The sequence below is a fragment of the Pseudonocardia sediminis genome, from assembly GCF_004217185.1.
GTDB classification, from domain to species: domain Bacteria; phylum Actinomycetota; class Actinomycetes; order Mycobacteriales; family Pseudonocardiaceae; genus Pseudonocardia; species Pseudonocardia sediminis.
On the sequence record NZ_SHKL01000001.1, the window covers coordinates 3,711,278 to 3,728,428 of the forward strand.

15 protein-coding genes are annotated in these 17,151 nt (G+C 73.1%); 12 read left to right on the plus strand and 3 right to left on the minus strand.

Annotated features, from left to right (window positions below):
- The first annotated feature begins 153 nt into the window (after positions 1-153).
- Complete coding sequence (pgm, locus tag EV383_RS17105; protein ID WP_130290838.1) at positions 154-1,803, plus strand: phosphoglucomutase (alpha-D-glucose-1,6-bisphosphate-dependent); 1,650 nt, start codon at positions 154-156, stop codon at positions 1,801-1,803.
- 21 nt (positions 1,804-1,824) lie between these two features.
- Entirely contained in the window at positions 1,825-2,571 is a 747-nt protein-coding gene (ppgK, locus tag EV383_RS17110; RefSeq protein ID WP_130290839.1) for a polyphosphate--glucose phosphotransferase, read from the plus strand.
- A gap of 63 nt (positions 2,572-2,634) precedes the next feature.
- On the opposite strand, the gene EV383_RS17115 is transcribed toward ppgK, so the two are convergent.
- Positions 2,635-4,080 carry a carboxypeptidase regulatory-like domain-containing protein gene (locus EV383_RS17115; RefSeq protein WP_130290840.1) on the minus strand — a complete coding sequence of 482 codons (1,446 nt, stop codon included), beginning with the start codon at positions 4,078-4,080 and terminating at the stop codon, positions 2,635-2,637.
- A 175-nt stretch (positions 4,081-4,255) separates the two neighbouring features.
- On the opposite strand from EV383_RS17115, the gene EV383_RS17120 reads away from it, so the two are divergent.
- On the plus strand, positions 4,256-4,864 hold the full coding sequence (locus EV383_RS17120) for a TetR/AcrR family transcriptional regulator (protein WP_165438379.1): 609 nt from the start codon (positions 4,256-4,258) through the stop codon (positions 4,862-4,864).
- A 28-nt stretch (positions 4,865-4,892) separates the two neighbouring features.
- Here EV383_RS17120 and EV383_RS17125 read toward each other — a convergent pair whose 3' ends face one another.
- A complete protein-coding gene (locus EV383_RS17125) occupies positions 4,893-6,371 on the minus strand; it encodes a mannitol dehydrogenase family protein (RefSeq protein ID WP_130290842.1) in 1,479 nt (492 codons plus the stop codon).
- Between the two features lie 208 nt (positions 6,372-6,579).
- On the opposite strand from EV383_RS17125, the gene EV383_RS17130 reads away from it, so the two are divergent.
- The 9 genes from EV383_RS17130 (at position 6,580) to EV383_RS17170 (ending at position 16,162) form a co-directional block, all read left to right on the plus strand.
- A complete protein-coding gene (locus tag EV383_RS17130; protein ID WP_242623156.1) occupies positions 6,580-7,518 on the plus strand; it encodes a TetR/AcrR family transcriptional regulator in 939 nt (312 codons plus the stop codon).
- The gene (locus tag EV383_RS17135; protein ID WP_130290843.1) at positions 7,515-8,408 is read left to right on the plus strand and encodes a beta-keto acid cleavage family enzyme; all 894 of its coding nucleotides are present in this window, start codon (positions 7,515-7,517) and stop codon (positions 8,406-8,408) included. The genes EV383_RS17130 and EV383_RS17135 overlap by 4 nt, the downstream gene beginning before the upstream one ends.
- 43 nt (positions 8,409-8,451) lie before the next feature.
- A complete protein-coding gene (locus tag EV383_RS17140) occupies positions 8,452-9,396 on the plus strand; it encodes a 3-hydroxyacyl-CoA dehydrogenase NAD-binding domain-containing protein (protein WP_130294603.1) in 945 nt (314 codons plus the stop codon).
- On the plus strand, positions 9,389-9,859 hold the full coding sequence (locus tag EV383_RS17145; protein ID WP_130290844.1) for a thioesterase family protein: 471 nt from the start codon (positions 9,389-9,391) through the stop codon (positions 9,857-9,859). Before EV383_RS17140 ends, EV383_RS17145 begins: the two co-directional genes overlap by 8 nt.
- A gap of 52 nt (positions 9,860-9,911) precedes the next feature.
- Positions 9,912-11,477 carry an ABC transporter substrate-binding protein gene (locus EV383_RS17150; protein ID WP_242623157.1) on the plus strand — a complete coding sequence of 522 codons (1,566 nt, stop codon included), beginning with the start codon at positions 9,912-9,914 and terminating at the stop codon, positions 11,475-11,477.
- A gap of 74 nt (positions 11,478-11,551) precedes the next feature.
- Complete coding sequence (locus EV383_RS17155; protein WP_130294607.1) at positions 11,552-12,508, plus strand: ABC transporter permease; 957 nt, start codon at positions 11,552-11,554, stop codon at positions 12,506-12,508.
- On the plus strand, positions 12,505-13,413 hold the full coding sequence (locus EV383_RS17160; protein WP_130290845.1) for an ABC transporter permease: 909 nt from the start codon (positions 12,505-12,507) through the stop codon (positions 13,411-13,413). The genes EV383_RS17155 and EV383_RS17160 overlap by 4 nt, the downstream gene beginning before the upstream one ends.
- Positions 13,410-15,035 carry an ABC transporter ATP-binding protein gene (locus EV383_RS17165; protein WP_130290846.1) on the plus strand — a complete coding sequence of 542 codons (1,626 nt, stop codon included), beginning with the start codon at positions 13,410-13,412 and terminating at the stop codon, positions 15,033-15,035. The genes EV383_RS17160 and EV383_RS17165 overlap by 4 nt, the downstream gene beginning before the upstream one ends.
- Positions 15,032-16,162 carry a serine hydrolase domain-containing protein gene (locus EV383_RS17170; protein ID WP_130290847.1) on the plus strand — a complete coding sequence of 377 codons (1,131 nt, stop codon included), beginning with the start codon at positions 15,032-15,034 and terminating at the stop codon, positions 16,160-16,162. Before EV383_RS17165 ends, EV383_RS17170 begins: the two co-directional genes overlap by 4 nt.
- 13 nt (positions 16,163-16,175) lie before the next feature.
- Here EV383_RS17170 and EV383_RS17175 read toward each other — a convergent pair whose 3' ends face one another.
- Positions 16,176-17,090 carry an aldose 1-epimerase family protein gene (locus EV383_RS17175; RefSeq protein ID WP_130290848.1) on the minus strand — a complete coding sequence of 305 codons (915 nt, stop codon included), beginning with the start codon at positions 17,088-17,090 and terminating at the stop codon, positions 16,176-16,178.
- Positions 17,091-17,151: the final 61 nt, after the last annotated feature.

Sequence of the window (17,151 nt, forward strand, 5' to 3'; positions counted from 1 at the left end):
GCTATCGCCGTGGGTAACCCGCCGCGACGAGATCAGCCGGGTGGCGGTGCTGCGGCGCAGCCCATGCGGCAAGGTGGTCGGCGCGGCCGGGAGTCCGCCGCTGCTCCTGCAGGTGGAGCGGCGGGACGCCGCGCCGCCGGGGAGGAGACATCGATGTCCGTGCACGAACGCGCCGGAACGCGAGCCAGGCCCGAGGACCTGGTCGACGTCCCGGAGCTGCTCGCCGCCTACGCCGACCGGCACCCGGACCCGGGGGTCGCCGAGCAGCGGGTCGCGTTCGGGACCTCCGGACACCGCGGGTCGGCGTTGAGCAGCACCTTCAACGACGACCACATCGCCGCGACCAGCCAGGCGATCTGCGAGTACCGCGAGGCGCAGGGAACCGACGGCCCGCTCTACCTGGGCCGTGACTCGCACGCGCTGTCCGAGCCCGCCTGGCGCACCGCGACCGAGGTGTTCGCCGCGAACGGCGTCCAGGTCCTCGTCGACTCCCGGGACGGGTTCACCCCGACCCCGGCCGTCTCGCACGCCATCCTCGTCACCAACGCCGGGCGGACCTCCCGGCTGGCCGACGGCGTCGTCGTCACCCCCTCGCACAACCCTCCCGCCGACGGCGGCTTCAAGTACAACCCGCCGGACGGCGGCCCGGCCGGCACGGACGCGACGTCCTGGATCGCGGACCGCGCCAACGAACTGCTGGAGGCGGAGCTGCACGGGGTGCGGCGGCGGTCGTTCGAGGCGGTCAGCGCCGACGTCGGGCGCTACGACTTCCTCGACGCCTACGTCTCCGAGCTCGGCCAGGTCCTGGACATGGACGCGATCCGCGACGCCGGCGTCACGATCGGCGCGGACCCGCTCGGCGGGGCGTCGGTCGCGTACTGGGGCGAGATCGCCGACCGGTACGGGCTCGACCTGACCGTCGTCAACCCGGACACCGACCCCGCGTTCGGCTTCATGACGCTGGACTGGGACGGCAAGATCCGGATGGACTGCTCGTCGCCGTACGCGATGGCTTCCCTGGTGTCGCGCATGTCCGAGGGCGCGCCGTTCCGGATCGCCACCGGCAACGACGCTGACGCCGACCGGCACGGCATCGTCACCGCCGACGGCGGCCTGATGAACCCGAACCACTACCTCGCCGTCGCCATCGGCTACCTCTACGCGAACCGCCCGGGCTGGCCCGGTGGCGCTGCGATCGGCAAGACCGCGGTCAGCTCGTCGATGATCGACCGGGTGGCCGAGGACCTGGGCCGCAAGCTCATCGAGGTCCCGGTCGGGTTCAAGTGGTTCGTGCCGGGCCTGCGGTCGGGGGAGATCGCGTTCGGCGGCGAGGAGAGCGCCGGGGCGTCGTTCCTGCGCCACGACGGCACGCCGTGGTCCACCGACAAGGACGGCCTGATCCTGGCCCTGCTCGCTTCGGAGATCACCGCGGTGACCGGGAAGACCCCGACCGAGCACTACGCCGAGCTGACCGGCCGTTTCGGCGCCCCGGCCTACGCCCGGATCGACGTCGCCTGCTCGCGGGAGGACAAGGCGCGCCTGGGCAAGCTCGACGCCGATGCGGTCACCGCGACCGAGCTGGCCGGGGAGAAGATCACCGACCGGCTGACCCGCGCCCCGGGCAACGACGCCGCGATCGGCGGTCTCAAGGTCGTCACCGACAACGGCTGGTTCGCCGCGCGCCCGTCGGGCACCGAGGACGTCTACAAGGTCTACGCCGAGAGCTTCGTCGGGCCCGAGCACCTCGCCCGCATCCAGGACGAGGCCCGCGACGTCGTGGCCGCCGCACTCAAGTCGGGCTGACACAGCGAGAGAGGCACGCACGTGACGAAGAAGCACCTCGGGTTCGGCATCGACATCGGCGGGTCCGGCATCAAGGGCGCGCCGGTCGACCTGCACAAGGGCAAGCTCGCCGACGAGCGGCTGCGGGTCGAGACGCCCAAGCCGTCGACGCCGGACGCGGTGGCGAAGGTGGTCGGCGAGATCCTCGACCACTTCGGCTGGACCGACGAGTTCGGCTGCACGTTCCCGGCCGTCGTCCAGCACGGGACGACCCGGACCGCGGCGAACGTCGACTCGTCCTGGATCGGCGCCGATGCCCGCGGCATCCTCAAGTCCGCCACCGGCCGCAAGGCGCTGATCGTCAACGACGCGGACGCGGCCGGCGTGGCCGAGGTCGAGTTCGGTGCCGCCGCCGGCAACAAGGGCGTCGTGCTCGTCACGACGCTCGGCACCGGGATCGGGTCCGCGCTGATCGCGCACGGCAAGCTCGTCCCCAACACCGAGCTGGGCCACATCCAGGTCGACGGCCATGACGCCGAGACGAAGGCCGCCGACTCCGCCCGCGAGCGGGAAGAGCTGTCCTGGGAGGACTGGGGCGGGCGCCTGACCCGCTACTTCCAGGCGGTGGAGAACCTGATCTGGCCGGACCTGATCGTCGTCGGGGGCGGGGTCAGCAAGAAGTTCGACCGCTGGGCGCCCTACGTCGAGACCCGCACGAAGATCGTCCCGGCGCACCTGCTGAACGAGGCCGGCATCATCGGCGCCGCCCTCCTGGCCCACGAGGACTGACACCACCCGTGCGCGGATATCGCTGCCAGGGCGACGATATCCGCGCACGACCGGAGACAGGGGTCAGCGCAGGGCGGCGCCGGCGCTCGCCGGGACCGCGGCGTGCCGCGCCCCGTCGGAGGCGGTGCCCAGCCGGAAGCTGCGGTGCGCGACCGGCCCGGAGAGCTGCAGGCGTTCGGAGACCGGCGTGTGCCCCGGTGCGGAGACCAGCACCGTCACCCAGCCCTCGGCCTGGCCGCGGGCGGCGAAACGGCCGTCCTCGGAGGTGGTGGCGACGTCGATCTGGGCGCCGGTGCCGTCGACGACGGTCACCCGGGCCCGGGCCACCGGGTGTCCGGCCGGGTCGGCGACCCGGCCGATCAGGGTCGGGACGGGGTGGGTGAGCAGTCGCGCGTCGGCCAGCGAGTACTGGTGTGCGCCACCGACCGAGGCCTCGTCCGCGACGGCTTCGCGGACCCGTCGGTCGAGCTCGTCCTCGTCGCGAACCTCGATGTCCTCGTCCGCGGAGGTCTCGCCCTCCGTGGAGGACCGGCGCTCCTTCCACACCCCCAGCGCGACGAGCGCCGCACCGAACGCCCACCAGGCGAGCAGGCCCAGGATCGGCACCGTCACCGCGGAGCCGCCGAAGTAGAGGATGCTGCGCGCCGCGTCGATCGCCTGGCCCAGCGGCATGACGTGGTGCAGCCACTGGAACATCGACGGCACCATCTCCTTCGGGATGGCACCACCGCTGGACGGGATCGAGAGCAGCACGAACAGGCCCATCGCCACACCGGGCAGCGCGCGCCTGACGAACGGGGCGAGACCGAACGTCGTCCAGGCGACGGCCTGGGAGAGCAGGAAGCCGACGACCACCACGGCCGGGTGGTTCGGGATCGCGTCGATCGCGATGCCGAAGATCCAGCAGATCAGGGTGGCCGCGGCGCCGAACCCGACGAACGCCCAGAGCTTCGTACGACGGGACAGGGTCAGCGCCTGCATCATCATCATGACGGCGATGTAGCCGGAGATGTTCCAGGCCATCGCGATGTAGAACAGGGCGGTGCCGAAACCGTCGCCGGGTGCGGTCGGGGCCAGGTCGACGACGGTCAGCGGGGCACCGGAGCCGGAGCTCAGCGGCGCGAAGATGCCCTGCAGCACCTGGGTGAGCTGCATGCCGTCGGCCTTGGCGATGAACAGCGTGTGCGATGCCGGGTCGTAGCCGGCGACGGCGTCCCGGTCGAAGATCGCGTCCCGGATCGCGCCGGCGTCACCGACCGCGGAGACCTCGAAGCCGTCGGGCACCGCCCGCGCCAGCTCGGCCCCGACCTGCTGGGCCGCCGAGCTGCCGACGACCGTCACCGGGATCCCGTTCGGAGCCGGAGCGTGGAAGGGCAGCAGGTAGAACAGCATGAAGCCGAGCACGAAGAACGTCGGGAACCACAACGACAGCGCCAGCTCCTTGGCCGTGCGCACCCGCGGCGAGTCCTCCTTCTCACCGGTGCCCGTGTCCGCCGTCTCCTGGTCCACCACGTCTCTCCTCCACCTCACGCCCACGCCTGACGGGCGGACCGGATGCGGCCCGCCGGGATCGTTGGCTGTGCTCACGACTTTAGCGCTAGGATGCACCCCCTGCAAAATTGCAGACCGGGCAGTGAATGTCCGTATGGTGACCAGCGGTCGAACAGTGCGGGAGGTGCGAGGCGTGCCGGAACAGACCGTGCACCCGGGGCTGCGTGCGAGGAAGAAGGCTCGCACCCGGCGGGCACTGCGCACGGCCGCGCTGGCCCGCGCCCGCGCCCAGGGCCCGGACGGATTCACGCTGCAGGAGGTGTGCGACGACGCGGAGGTCTCCGCCCGCACGTTCTTCAATTACTACCCCAGCAAGGAGGCCGTGCTCTTCGACTGGGACGAGGACATGGTCGCCGACCTGTCCGCCGCGGTGCGCGACCGGCCGGCCGGGGAGGACCCGGCGACGGCGGTCTTCACCGTCGTCGAGGGTCTGGTCGCGGCGCTGACCACGAGCCCGCTGTGGCACGAGCAGATCGCGCTGCTGCGCGCCTACCCGCAGCTCGGGCCGCGGATGGCGACGGTCGAGTGGACGGTCGAGGACACGCTGGTCCGGGCCGTCGCCGAGCGTGCCGGCCGCCCGGTCGACGACCTCGAGTCGCGCACGGCCGCGGCGGTGGCGATGGCCGCGTTGCGGGTCACGATCACGACCTGGCTGGCCGACCCGTCCGAGCGCGAGGCCCGCACGCTGTTCCGTCAGGTGCTCGACCACACGCGGGCGTTGTTCTCCCCCGGCACCGGCTGAGCTGCCCGGCCCGGCCCGGTTCGGCGCGTCAGCCGTCGACGAGTGAGGTGACGAGAGCGCGGGCACCGTCGCGGTGCAGCGTCTCCAGGGCCCGGGTGTAGGCGGCGGCGAAGCGCTCGTCCGAGGCGAGGTTGCCGAACACCGACGTCGCGCCCAGGAACGCGAGCGGCTCCTCGCGCTGGCGCAGGGCCAGCTCGGTCAGCTGCTCGGCCAGGCGGTCCTGCTGCTCGATCGCCTCGTGCTGCTCGTCGGTGCCCTCGGCGTAGCGAGCCCACCCCGCGACGACGGCCGCGGCCCGGTCGATCGGCCCGCCGTCGGCGAGCTGTTGGCGCACGACCGGGAGCAGGAACAGCGAGATCCGGTCGGAGCTGCCGAAATTGATCCGCTTGAGGGTGTCGGCGACGCCGGGGTTGGCGAACCGCTCGATCAGCGTCGCCTTGTACTCGCCGAGGTCGATGCCGGGCACCGGGCGCAGGGTGGGGGTGGCCTCGAGGTCCATGTAGTCGCGCAGGAAGCGGGCGAACGTCGGGTCCTGGGCGACCTCGTGCACATAGCGGAACCCGGCCAGGTAACCGAGGTAGCCCAGCGCCTGGTGGGTGGCGTTGAGCAGGCGCAGCTTCATCAGCTCGTAGGGCACGACGTCGTCGACGACTTGCACACCCGCCTCCTCGAACGGCGGCCGCCCGGCGGCGAAGTGGTCCTCCAGGACCCACTGGGTGAACGGCTCGCACACCACCGGCCAGCCGTCGCGCAGCGAGAAGCGCTCGGCCAGCGCCTCGCGGTCGGTGTCGGCGGTGGCCGGGGTGATCCGGTCGACCATCGAGTTCGGGAACGTCACGGTGTCGGCGACCCAGGCGCCCAGGTCGCCGTCACGCAGCGCGGCGAACCCGGTGAACACGCGGCGGGCGGTGTCGCCGTTGCCCTGCATGTTGTCGCAGGACATGATCGTCAACGGGCCGGTCCCCCGCTCCCGGCGACGGGCCAGCGCCTCCACGACCAGCCCGAACACCGTCGACGGCGTCGCGCCGGGCGCCAGGTCGGCGCGGATGCCCGGGTCCTCCGGGTCGAACTCGCCGGTGACCTGGTCGATCGCGTAGCCGCCCTCGGTGATCGTCAGCGACACGATCCGGGTGGCCGGGTCGGCGATCTTCTCGATCACCTTCTCCGGGTCGTCCGGGGCGAAGAGGTACTCGACGAGCGACCCGATCACGCGCGGCGCCAGCGACCCGTCCGCCTCCTTGCGCACCAGCGTGTAGAGCCCGTCCTGCTCGCCGAGGACCTTCTGCATGCGGCGGTCGCCGTCGAGCACGCCGACGCCGCAGATGCCCCAGTCCCGGGCCTGCCCGGCCGTCAGGAGTGCGTCGACGTACATCGCCAGGTGCGCACGGTGGAAGCCCCCGACACCGAAGTGCACGATGCCGGTCGTGATCCCGCTCCGGTCGTAGCCGGGGACGTCGACGCCCTCGGCACCCTGCGTCCAGACCGTCCCGGAATCCAGCGACTGCATCGTTCCCCACCTCGATCGGGCCTCGCGTGTGTTCTCGGGCCGACCCTAGCGTCCACCGGGGTGCCACGCCCGCCCCTCGTACGTCGTCGCAATCCTGACTGAATGCCCAGTCGGATACGTGCCGTCACAACGTTGTGCGCTGCGGCGATCGGTCCGGCCGTGCGCACAGTTCTTGCGATTACCGCAATCGTGTCCCTACGATCCTTCCGTGCCCGCCCCCGAGACCGCCGCCGACGACGACTCCGTGGCGGCCCGGGTGCGGGACCTCGTCGCGACCGGCCCGGGCACCCAGCGCCGCTTCGCCGCCGACATCGGGCTCGCCGAGACGAAGCTGTCCAAGGCCCTCGCCGGGCGCCGACGGTTCACCGCCGCGGAGCTGGTCGCCATCGCCGACCGCACCGGCGTCACCGTGAACTGGCTGCTGCACGGGCACGACGACGCCCGCACGCACACGGCCGTCCCCGGCGGGGCGGCCCGCACCGAGAGCGCGGCGAACGAGACCCGCGGGACCCGGGCACGGCGCCGGATCCTGGACGCGGCGTGGGAGCTGATCGCCGAGAACGGCTACCACCAGGTGCGGACCGCCGACGTGGCCCGCGCGTGCGGCACCAGCCCGGCCACGATCCACTACCACTTCCCGAGCCGCTCGGCCCTGCTCGACGAGGCGTTGCGGCACAACGTCAAGCTCGCGTTCGACCGGCAGGTCGCCGAGCTGGGCGAGGTCGCCGACGCCCACGAGAGGCTGCTGCGCCTGATCGATCTGCAGCTGCCCACCAGCACGCTCCTGCGCCGGGAGTGGTCGATCTGGATCCAGGTGTGGGCCGAGTCCGCGGTCGACCCCGCACGGCGCTCCCTGTACTGGGACGCCTACGACCGCTGGTACCGCAGCGTCGCGATGACGCTGGAGCACGGCGCCCTGGCCGGTGTGTTCGTCCCGGACGCCGAGGTCCTCACCCGGGCGCTCACCGCTCTGATCGACGGCCTCGGCATCCAGGTCATGGCCGGGACGCCCGGCGCCACGGCCGAGGGTATGCGCGCCACGTTGCGCGAGTTCATCGACCGGAGCGTGCTGCGCCCCGGAGCCACACCCATCGACAGCACCGACAGCACCGACGAGAAGACCCACGAGAAGACGGAGCACGCATGAACCGTGACGTGATCATCACCTGCGCGGTGACGGGGGCCGGGGACACGGTGGGCAGGAGTCCGCACGTGCCGGTCACCCCGGCCGCGATCGCCTCCGACGCGATCGCCGCCGCGCAGGCGGGCGCCGCCGTCGTGCACATCCACGTGCGCGACGTCGAGACCGGGCAGCCCTCCCGCGCGGTGTCTCTCTACCGCGAGACGGTGTCGCGCATCCGCGACGCCGGCGTCGACGTGGTGCTGAACCTGACCGCCGGCATGGGCGGTGACCTGGTGATCGACGCCGACGACCCGCTCAAGCCGATCGACGGCACCGACCTGGTGAACGCCCTGGAGCGGTTGCCGCACGTGGAGGAGCTGCTCCCCGACATCTGCACCCTGGACTGCGGCTCGCTCAACTTCGGCGAGGGCAGCCAGCTCTACGTCTCCACCCCGGACATGCTGCGCGTCGGCGCGCGCCGGGTGCAGGAGCTCGGCGTGAAGCCGGAGCTCGAGATCTTCGACACCGGCCAGCTCTGGTTCGCCTCCACGCTCGTCGAGGAGGGCCTGATCGACGCCCCGCCGCTGTTCCAGCTGTGCATGGGGATCCCCTACGGCGCCCCGGCCGACCCGGGCCTGCTCGCCGCCATGGTCAACCTGCTGCCCGCCGGTGCGCAGTTCGCGTCGTTCGCGATCGGGCGCGACCAGATGCCGTGGGTGGCGCAGTCCGCGCTGCTGGGCGGGCACGTGCGGGTCGGGCTGGAGGACAACCTCTACCTCTCCCGCGGGGTGAAGGCGACCAACGCCCAGCTCGTCGAACGGGCGGTGGAGATCGTGCGCGGGCTCGGCGCCGACGTCGCGGGGCCGGACCGTGCCCGGCAGATCCTGGGCCTGAAGGAGCGCGCCGGTGTCTGAGCCCGTCCACTCCCCCGGAACCGATCCCGGCGCCGCCGCCGCGGTGGCCGGCATCGAGACCGTGGCCTGCATCGGCGCCGGCGTGATCGGCGGCGGCTGGGTCGCCTACTTCCTGGCCCGCGGCTACCGGGTCCGGGCCTGGGACCCGGCCCCGGACGCCCACACGAAGCTGCGCCGCACGATCGACGCCGCGTGGCCGGCGCTCACCGAGCTGGGCCTGGCCCCCGGCGCCGACCCGGACGCGCTGGAGATGGCGCCCACCGCCGCCGACGCCGTCGACGGGGCCGGGTTCGTGCAGGAGAGCGCACCGGAGGACCTCGACCTCAAGCGGGCGTTGCTGGCCGAGCTGGCCGCCGCGACCGGCGACGACGTCGTCGTCGCGTCGTCGACCTCGGGGTACCCCATGTCGGACATGGCGACCGCGGCCGCGGACCCGTCGCGGCTCGTGGTCGGGCACCCGTTCAACCCGCCGTACCTGATCCCGCTGGTCGAGGTCGTCGGCGGGCGGGACACGGCGCCGTGGGCGGTGTCGCGGGCCGCCGCGTTCTACCGGCACGTCGGCAAGTCGGTGATCGAGATGGACCGGGAGCTGCCCGGGTTCATCGCGAACCGGCTGCAGGAGGCGATCTGGCGCGAGGCGCTGCACATGGTCGCGCAGGGCGAGGCCACCGTCGAACAGATCGACCTGTCGATCACCGACGGTCCCGGCCTGCGGTGGCCGGTGCACGGGCCCTGCCTGACGTTCCACCTGGCCGGCGGCGAGGGCGGGATGGGCCACATGCTCGACCACTTCGGACCGTCGCTGAAGTCGCCGTGGACGCGGCTGGAGGCCCCCGAGCTGACCGGGCGCCTGCGCGACGACATGGTCGCCGGAGCGCACGCCTCGGCCGGCGGGCGCGACATGGCCACCCTGGTCGCCGAGCGGGACCGGGCCATCATCGCCGTGACCCGCGCGGTGGCCGCAGCCCGCGAGGCCGGTCATGCCTGAGCCGACCCAGCCCGGCCTGATCCACACCGACACCGTGCGTCCGGAGTGGATCGACTACAACGGGCACCTGTCCGAGCCCTACTACGTGCTCGTGTTCGGCGACGCGACGACGGCGCTGATGGACCGTGCCGGGATGGGGCCGGGCTACCGATCCGCGACCGGCTGCTCGCTGTACACGCTCGAGGCGCACGTCCGCTACCTGCGCGAGGTGCCGCCGGGCTCCGAGCTGGAGGTCCGGACCGGGGTGCTCGAGCGCGACGTGAAGCGGGCCCGGCTCTGGCACGAGCTCCACGTCGACGGCCGTCTCTGCGCCACTGAGGAGCTGATGACGATGCACGTCGGCGCCGAGGGTGCGACGCCGTTCCCGGACGAGGTCGGCGCCGCGCTGGACGACCTGACGGGACCGGCCCCCGACGAGGCCGGGCGGGCGATCCGATCGGTGGTGCGCCGGCAACCGAGCTGATCACTCCCCCGTCGCGGCAGTGGAGCCGCGGCACCGACCCAGGAGAGAACAGATGAACAGCCAGCCCCGTCCCGCTCCACGGATGCTGAGCCGGCGCAGGATGCTCGGCACCCTCGCCGGCCTGTCCGGAGCGGTCCTGCTGGCCGGCTGCGGCACCGGCGCCGCAGCCCGCGAGGCCGGTGCGCCCCGCCGCGGCGGAGTACTGCGCGTCGGCGTCACCGGCGGCGGCAGCTCGGACACCCTCGACCCGCACACCCCGGCCACCAACCCGGACATCGCCCGCACGCTCAACCTCTACGAGCCGCTGCTGCACTGGGACGAGAACTACACGATCAAACCGGCCGTCGCCGAGTCGGTGACCCCCGCCGACGGGGGCCGGACCTGGGTCGCGACGATCCGGCGCGGCATCCGCTTCCACGACGGCCGCCCGGTCACCCCCGACGACGTGGTCGCCACGTTCCGCCGGATCCTCGACCCGGCCGACCCGAAGTCCGGCGCGTCCAGCCTGACCATGGTCCGCGACGTGACGGTGGCCGGGGACCGGCAGGTGCGGTTCACGCTGAGCGAGCCCTCGCCGATCTTCGACCAGTACGTCGCCGAGTACACCTCCGGCATCGTGCCGGCCGACTTCGACGTCGAGCGCCCGATCGGCACCGGGGCGTTCCGGTTCGACTCGTTCACCGTCGGCCAGCAGAGCGTGTTCCTGCGCAACGAGTACTACTGGCGCCCGGACGAGCCGCACGTCGACCGCCTGGAGCTGATCAACTTCGCAGAGGACGACGCCCGGGTCAACGCGCTGCTCTCCGCGCAGGTGGACGCGATCGACCAGGTCCCGCTGGCCCTGACCGGGGTGATGGAGGCCTACGACACGGTCCGCGTGCTCACGTCGCCGACCGCGTCCTGGCTGCCGTTCACGATGCGCGTCGACGTCGCCCCGTTCGACGACGTCCGGGTCCGCCAGGCCCTGCGGCTGATCGCCGGCCGCGCGGAGATGGTCAACCAGGTGCTCAGCGGCCAGGGCGTCACCGCCAACGACCTCTACTCCCGCTTCGACCGGGACTATCTGCGCTCGGTCCCGAACCGGGAGCAGGACCTGGAACGGGCCCGCGACCTGCTCGCCGCGGCCGGGAAACCGCGGCTGTCGCTGGAGCTGGTCACCTCGCCGATCCAGGCCGGGACGGTCGAGGCCGCCCAGGTGCTCGCCACCCAGGCCCGCGACGCCGGGGTGGAGATCGGGCTGCGCCGCGTCGACACCTCGACGTTCTTCTCCGACCAGTACCTGAGCTGGGAGTTCGCCCAGTCGTTCTGGAACACCCGCAACTACCTCCCGCAGGCCGCGTCCAGCTCGATGCCGGAGGCCCCGTTCAACGAGACGCACTGGACCGACCCGGAGTACGTCGCGCTGATCCGGCGCGCACGGTCGGAGATGGACGCGACCCGGCGGACGGCGATGGTTGCGCAGGCACAGCGGATCGAGTATGAGCGCGGCGGCTACCTGATCTGGTCGTTCCCGGACCGGGTCGACGCGACACAGAGCTACGTCGGCGGCCTGGTGCCCAACCGGACGGGGCTGTCCCTGTCCGGCTACGAGTTCCGGAAGGCGTGGGTGGGCCAGTGAGTGACAACGACGCAGTGAGTACGACCGAACAGGTCACGACGCCGGGCGCGGCGACCTCCCGTGGACCCTCCTTGCTGGTGCGGATGGTGCTGCGCCGGCTCGCGGTGAGCGTGCTCGTGCTGTTGATCGTGTCGGTGCTGGTGTTCGTGGCCACGCTGCTGCTCCCCGGCGACCCGGCGCGGGCCATCCTCGGCCAGCAGGCCACCCCGGAACGCGTCGCGGCCCTGTCCGAGCGGCTCGGGCTCGACCAGCCGGTCTGGCAGCGTTACCTGGACTGGCTCGGCGGCGTGCTCACCGGCGATCTGGGCTTCTCCGCGGCCACCCAGGGCCCGGTGTCGGAGCTGCTGGCCGGCAAGCTCGTCTCGTCCGGGCTGTTGCTGCTGCTCACCGCCGTGATCAGCACCCCGGTGGCGCTGGCGCTGGGTACCTACTCGGCGGTGCGGCGCGGCCGTCGCGGCGACTCGGCGGTGTCCGGGGTCAGCCTGGTGCTGGCGGCGCTGCCGGAGTTCGTGATCGGCGTGCTGCTGGTGGTGCTGCTGTCCACCTCGGTGTTCCGCCTGCTGCCGTCGGTGACGCTGTCCCGCCCGGGCGAGCCGGTCTGGTCCCAGCCCGCCCAGCTGGTGCTGCCGGTGCTGACGCTGGCCCTGGTGGTGATTCCGTACGTGATCCGGATGACCCGCACGACGCTGTCCGAGGCCCTCGACGGCGGCTTCGTGGAGATGGCGCGGCTCAAGGGGCTGCCCGAGCGGACGGTCGTGCTGCGCCACGCCGTCCCGCACACCGTAGGCCCGATCGCGCAGGTGCTCGCCATGCAGCTGGCCTGGCTGGCCGGCGGCGTCGTGGTGGTGGAGTTCCTGTTCCGCTACCCCGGTATCGGGCAGGCCCTGATCGACGCCGTGGCGACCCGTGACGTGCAGGTCGTGCAGGCCATCACGTTGATCATCGCGGCGTTCTACGTCCTGGTGAACCTCGCCGCGGACATCGTCGGCATCGTCGCCGACCCGCGGATCCGAACCGGAGGGACCCGATGAGCACCGACACCAAACAGGACTCCGTGGACACGCCTCCGCCGGTGGAGACGGCGGCACCGGCCCCGGCGGCCGGGCTGCTGCGCCGCACCTGGCGACGCCGTCAGGTGAAGATCGGTACCTCGCTGACGCTGGTGGTCGTCGCCGTCGCGCTGCTCGGGCCCGTCCTCGGCCCACTGCTGACCGGCCACGACGTCGGCGACTTCGTGGGCAAGCCGTTCCGCCCGGACGGCGCGGCCGGCACCGACGACCTGGGGCGCGACGTCCTCACCCGCTTCCTCGCCGGCGGTGGCCCGGTGCTGCTCTACGCACTCGCCGCGACCGCGATCGGGCTCGTCGGCGGCGCGCTGGCCGGGATGGTCGCCGGTTACAGCGGCGGCCGCCTGGACAGCCTGGTGATGCGCGGCGGGGACGTGCTCCTGTCGTTCCCGCAGCTCGTGCTCGCTCTCCTGGCGGTGGCCGTCCTCGGCTCGTCGGGCTGGCTCCTGGTGCTCGTCATCGGCATCACGCACATCCCCCGGGTGGCCCGGGTCGCCCGGCAGGCCACGCTGTCGGTGGCCGGTCAGGACTACGTGCTGGCCGCCCGGATGTACGGGATGCCCCGGCGCCGGATCCTGACCACCGAGATCCTGCCGAACATCACCGGCCCGCTGATGGTGGAGCTGGGCCTGCGGCTGACCTACTCGATCGGCTACATCGCCTCGCTGTCGTTCCTCGGCCTGGGTGTGCAGCCACCGGCCGCGGACTGGGGCCTGCAGATCAACGAGAACCGGATCGCCCTCGTCGTCGCCCCGTGGGGCGTGCTGCTCCCGGTGGCCGCGATCGCGATCCTGACCGTGGGGACCAACATGATCACCGACGGGCTGGCGCGCGCGTCCGCCGACACGAGCGTGGAGGCGACCGCATGAGCACCACCGACACGGTGCACGGCACATCGCCCGCCACGTCGCCGACGCTGCGCTGCACGGACCTTCGGATCGCCACCACCGGCGGCCGCGAGGTCCTGCACGGCGTCGACTACGCGATCGCGCCCGGCGAGATCCTGGCCCTGGTCGGCGAGTCCGGGTCCGGCAAGACCACCGCCGCACTCGCCGCGCTGGGCCACTTCCGGGAGGGCCTGACCTGCACCGGTGGCCGGATCGCCTTCGACGGCCACACCGAGCGGGTCGACGACCTGCTGGCGCTGCCCGCCGCGTCGATCCGCTCGATGCGCGGGCGCCTGCTCAGCTACGTGCCGCAGGACCCGGCGCTGTCGCTGAACCCGCTGCTGCGGGTGGGCCGGCAGATCGACGAGGTACTGGCCGAGCACACCGCGATGGACACGACGGAGCGGACCGGGCGGGTCCGTGAGGTGCTCGCCGACGTCGGGCTCCCCGGCGACGACGCGTTCCTGCGCCGCTACCCGCACCAGCTCTCCGGCGGCCAGCAGCAGCGGGTCGGGATCGCGACGGCGTTCGCCTGCCGCCCGGACCTGGTGGTGCTCGACGAGCCGACGACCGGGCTCGACGTGACGACCCAGGACCTCGTCCTGGACACCGTCCGGGAGCTGGTGACCCGCTCCCGGACGGCGGCGCTCTACATCACCCACGACCTGGCCGTCGTCGCGCAGCTGGCCGACCGGGTCGCGGTGATGTGCGCCGGTGAGGTGGTCGAGACCGGCGAGGTCGCGCAGGTCCTGCACGCCCCGCAGCACTCCTACACCCGCGGCCTGATCGCGGCGGTGCCCGACCTGCACTCGGCGCCGGAACGCGACGCCCCGGCACCGGCGCCGGACGGGCGGCCGTTGCTGGCGGTGAGCGGGGTGTCCAAGCGCTACGGGCGCGCCACCGTGCTCGACGGCGTCGACCTGGAGCTCGCGCCCGGTGAGTGCCTGATGCTGCTCGGCGAGTCCGGCTCGGGGAAGACGACGCTGGCCCGCGGGCTCGCGGGGCTGCTGGAGCTCGACGACGGCTCGGTCGCGCTGCGCGGCGAGGCGCTCGGCTTCGACCGGACGCCGGCCCAGCGGCGCGGCGTGCAGTACGTGTTCCAGAGCCCGTTCGCCTCGCTGAACCCGCGCCGGACCATCGGGAGCTCGCTGGAGGTGCCGCTGCGGCGGCTCACCGACCTCGACGCCGGGCAGCGCCGCGACCGGGTGCACGACATGCTCGGCCAGGTGCGTCTGGACAGCTCGTTCGCCGGGCGCTACCCGGGCGGGCTCTCCGGCGGGGAACGCCAGCGGGCGGCCATCGCCCGAGCGCTGGTCACCGCACCGGACGTGCTGATCTGCGACGAGGTCACCTCGGCGCTGGACGTGTCGGTGCAGGCCGCGATCCTCGACCTGCTGGCCGCAGTGCGCCGCGAGCTGGGCACGGCGATGCTGTTCGTGACCCACAACATCGCGCTGGCCCGGCACGTCGCGGACCGGATCGCGGTGCTGCACCGGGGACGCATCGTGGAGCAGGGCACCGTCGACGAGGTCCTGGCCCGCCCGCGGCACGACTACACCGTCGAGCTGCTCGAGCACACGCCGACGATGCGGGTCGGGGCGTGAGCGCCGGGGCCGTCCGGACCCCCGCCTGGACCCTCGCGGCCGGGTTCGGACCGGTGGCCGAGGCGTTCGCCGAGGTCCTGGCGGACTCCCGCGGAGGGGTCGCGTTCAGCGTCGTCCGGCGCGGGGAGCCGCTGGTCGAGCTGTACGGCGGCCTCGCCGACCCCGTCACCGGCCGGCCGTGGGACGCCGGCACCACCGCCGTGCTGTTCTCCGGCACGAAGGGACTGGCGGCCACGGTGTGCGCGCTGCTCGCCGCGCGCGGGGTGCTCGACCCGGACGCCCCGGTGGGCCGCTACTGGCCCGAGTTCGCCGTCCGCGGCAAGGAGGCCACGACCGTCGCCCAGGTCCTCGCCCACACCGCGGGCCTGCCCTACGTCGCCGACGACGACGTCGACGTCCTCGACACCCGGGCGGGTGCGGCGGCGCTGGCCGGTCAGGCCCCGCTGTGGGAGCCCGGAACGCGGGTCGCCTACCACGCGCTGACGTTCGGCCACCTCGTCGACGAGCTGGTGCGGCGCACGACCGGCCGCGACACCGCGGCGCTGGTGGCCTCCGAGCTCGCCACGCTGCCCGGGGTGGATGTCGCGCTGCGGACACCGGACGCCGAGGCCCTGCGGATGGCGCGGATCGTGCGCGAGCCCGGCTACCGGCTGTCCACGTTCCTCACCGACCCGGTGCGGCGGCGCATCGTCGAACGCATGTACCGGGTGCTCACCGACGACCCCGAGCTGGTCAACTCCCCCGCCTACCGGACGTCCGGCTCCCCGGCCGGTGGCGGCGTCGGTGGCGCCGGGTCGATGGCCCGGATCTACGGCCGTCTCGCCGACCGCCGTGATCCCCTGGTCCCGGCGCCCGCGCTGGCCGCCGCGACCCGCACCCGGTCCGAGGGGATCGACGCCGTCAACGACCGGCCACTGCGGTTCGGGCTCGGCTTCGAGCTGGCCGACCCGATCGGCACCTACGGCCCGGTCGCCGAGGCGTTCGGGCACAGCGGCGCGGGCGGCGGGCGCCACGGCGTCTGGCCGGAGCACGAGCTGGGCTTCTCGTTCGTCACCAACGAGATGCGCTCCGAGGACACCGACACCCGCGCCGCGCGGCTCCTCGACGCACTGCACGGCTGCCTCTGAGGGCGTTCCCGCGTCAGGCGATCGGGCGCAGGCCCCAGGCCGCGGTCCAGGACTTCTCCGGCTCCAGCGTCACGAGGTCGGTGCCGGAGTTCAGGGCGTCCGGCGGGCACGTCATCGGCTCGACGGCGACGGCCCGCCCGTGACCGGTGAGCTCGTCCGAGGTGAACACCTGCACCCAGCCGAACGCCGGGTCCGCCCACAGCTCGGTGCCCTGGTCGTCGGCGGCGGTGAGGCGGTGCCGCACCAGGGTGTCGCCGTCGGCCGGGGCGCACCCGCCGTAGGCGGCGTCGAGGACCTCCCCGGCCAGCACCAGGCCGGTGCGCAGCGGGTCGGCGCCGGCGAGGGGGTGCTCGTCGCCGTCGGGGAGCTGGTCGGTCAGCGGCAGCTCGGTGTGCGCGCCGAGGGCGAGGGCGAGCTCGTCGGTCGGGATGTCACCGACGCGCAGGTAGGGGTGGAAACCGAGCCCGAACGGCACGGGTCCGTCGCCGAGGTTGGTCGCGGTGGTGGAGACGACCAGGCCGCCGTTCTCGAGCGAGTAGGTCACGGCGACGCGGACCGGCTGCGGCCAGCCCGGCTGCACGGTCGCGACCGCGGAGAGGGTCACGCCGTCGGAGACGTGCTGGTCGCACTGCCACGCAACGTGGCGGAGCAGGCCGTGGATGGCGTTGCCGGCGTCCGGCTCGGTGAGCGGGAGCTGTTGCGCGACACCGTCATGGGACCACTGCCCGGCCCGGACGCGGTTCGGCCACGGCGCCAGGACGGCCCCGGCGCCCTTCGGCGGGCGCTGCGTGGGCGGGTACGGCTCCGTGCGGTTCAGACCGCCGGAGGTGAACCCGCCGAGGGTGGCCCCGACCTCGTAGACGACGGCGTGCGCGTCCCCGTCGGTGATCTCGAAGGTCCGGCCGGAGGGGTCCATCCGTTCACTCACCCCTCGATCCTCCCGCACCCGCGATCACACCGCGCCACCGCTCCGCCACCCGCCGGTATCG

Bases quoted from the DNA above. Each gene is read 5' to 3' on its own strand.
- pgm (WP_130290838.1), top strand. From the start codon at position 154: ATGTCCGTGCACGAACGCGCCGGAACGCGAGCCAGGCCCGAGGACCTG.
- EV383_RS17125 (WP_130290842.1), bottom strand. From the start codon at position 6,371: ATGCAGTCGCTGGATTCCGGGACGGTCTGGACGCAGGGTGCCGAGGGC.
- EV383_RS17135 (WP_130290843.1), top strand. From the start codon at position 7,515: ATGAACCGTGACGTGATCATCACCTGCGCGGTGACGGGGGCCGGGGAC.
- EV383_RS17145 (WP_130290844.1), top strand. From the start codon at position 9,389: ATGCCTGAGCCGACCCAGCCCGGCCTGATCCACACCGACACCGTGCGT.
- EV383_RS17150 (WP_242623157.1), top strand. From the start codon at position 9,912: ATGAACAGCCAGCCCCGTCCCGCTCCACGGATGCTGAGCCGGCGCAGG.
- EV383_RS17160 (WP_130290845.1), top strand. From the start codon at position 12,505: ATGAGCACCGACACCAAACAGGACTCCGTGGACACGCCTCCGCCGGTG.
- EV383_RS17165 (WP_130290846.1), top strand. From the start codon at position 13,410: ATGAGCACCACCGACACGGTGCACGGCACATCGCCCGCCACGTCGCCG.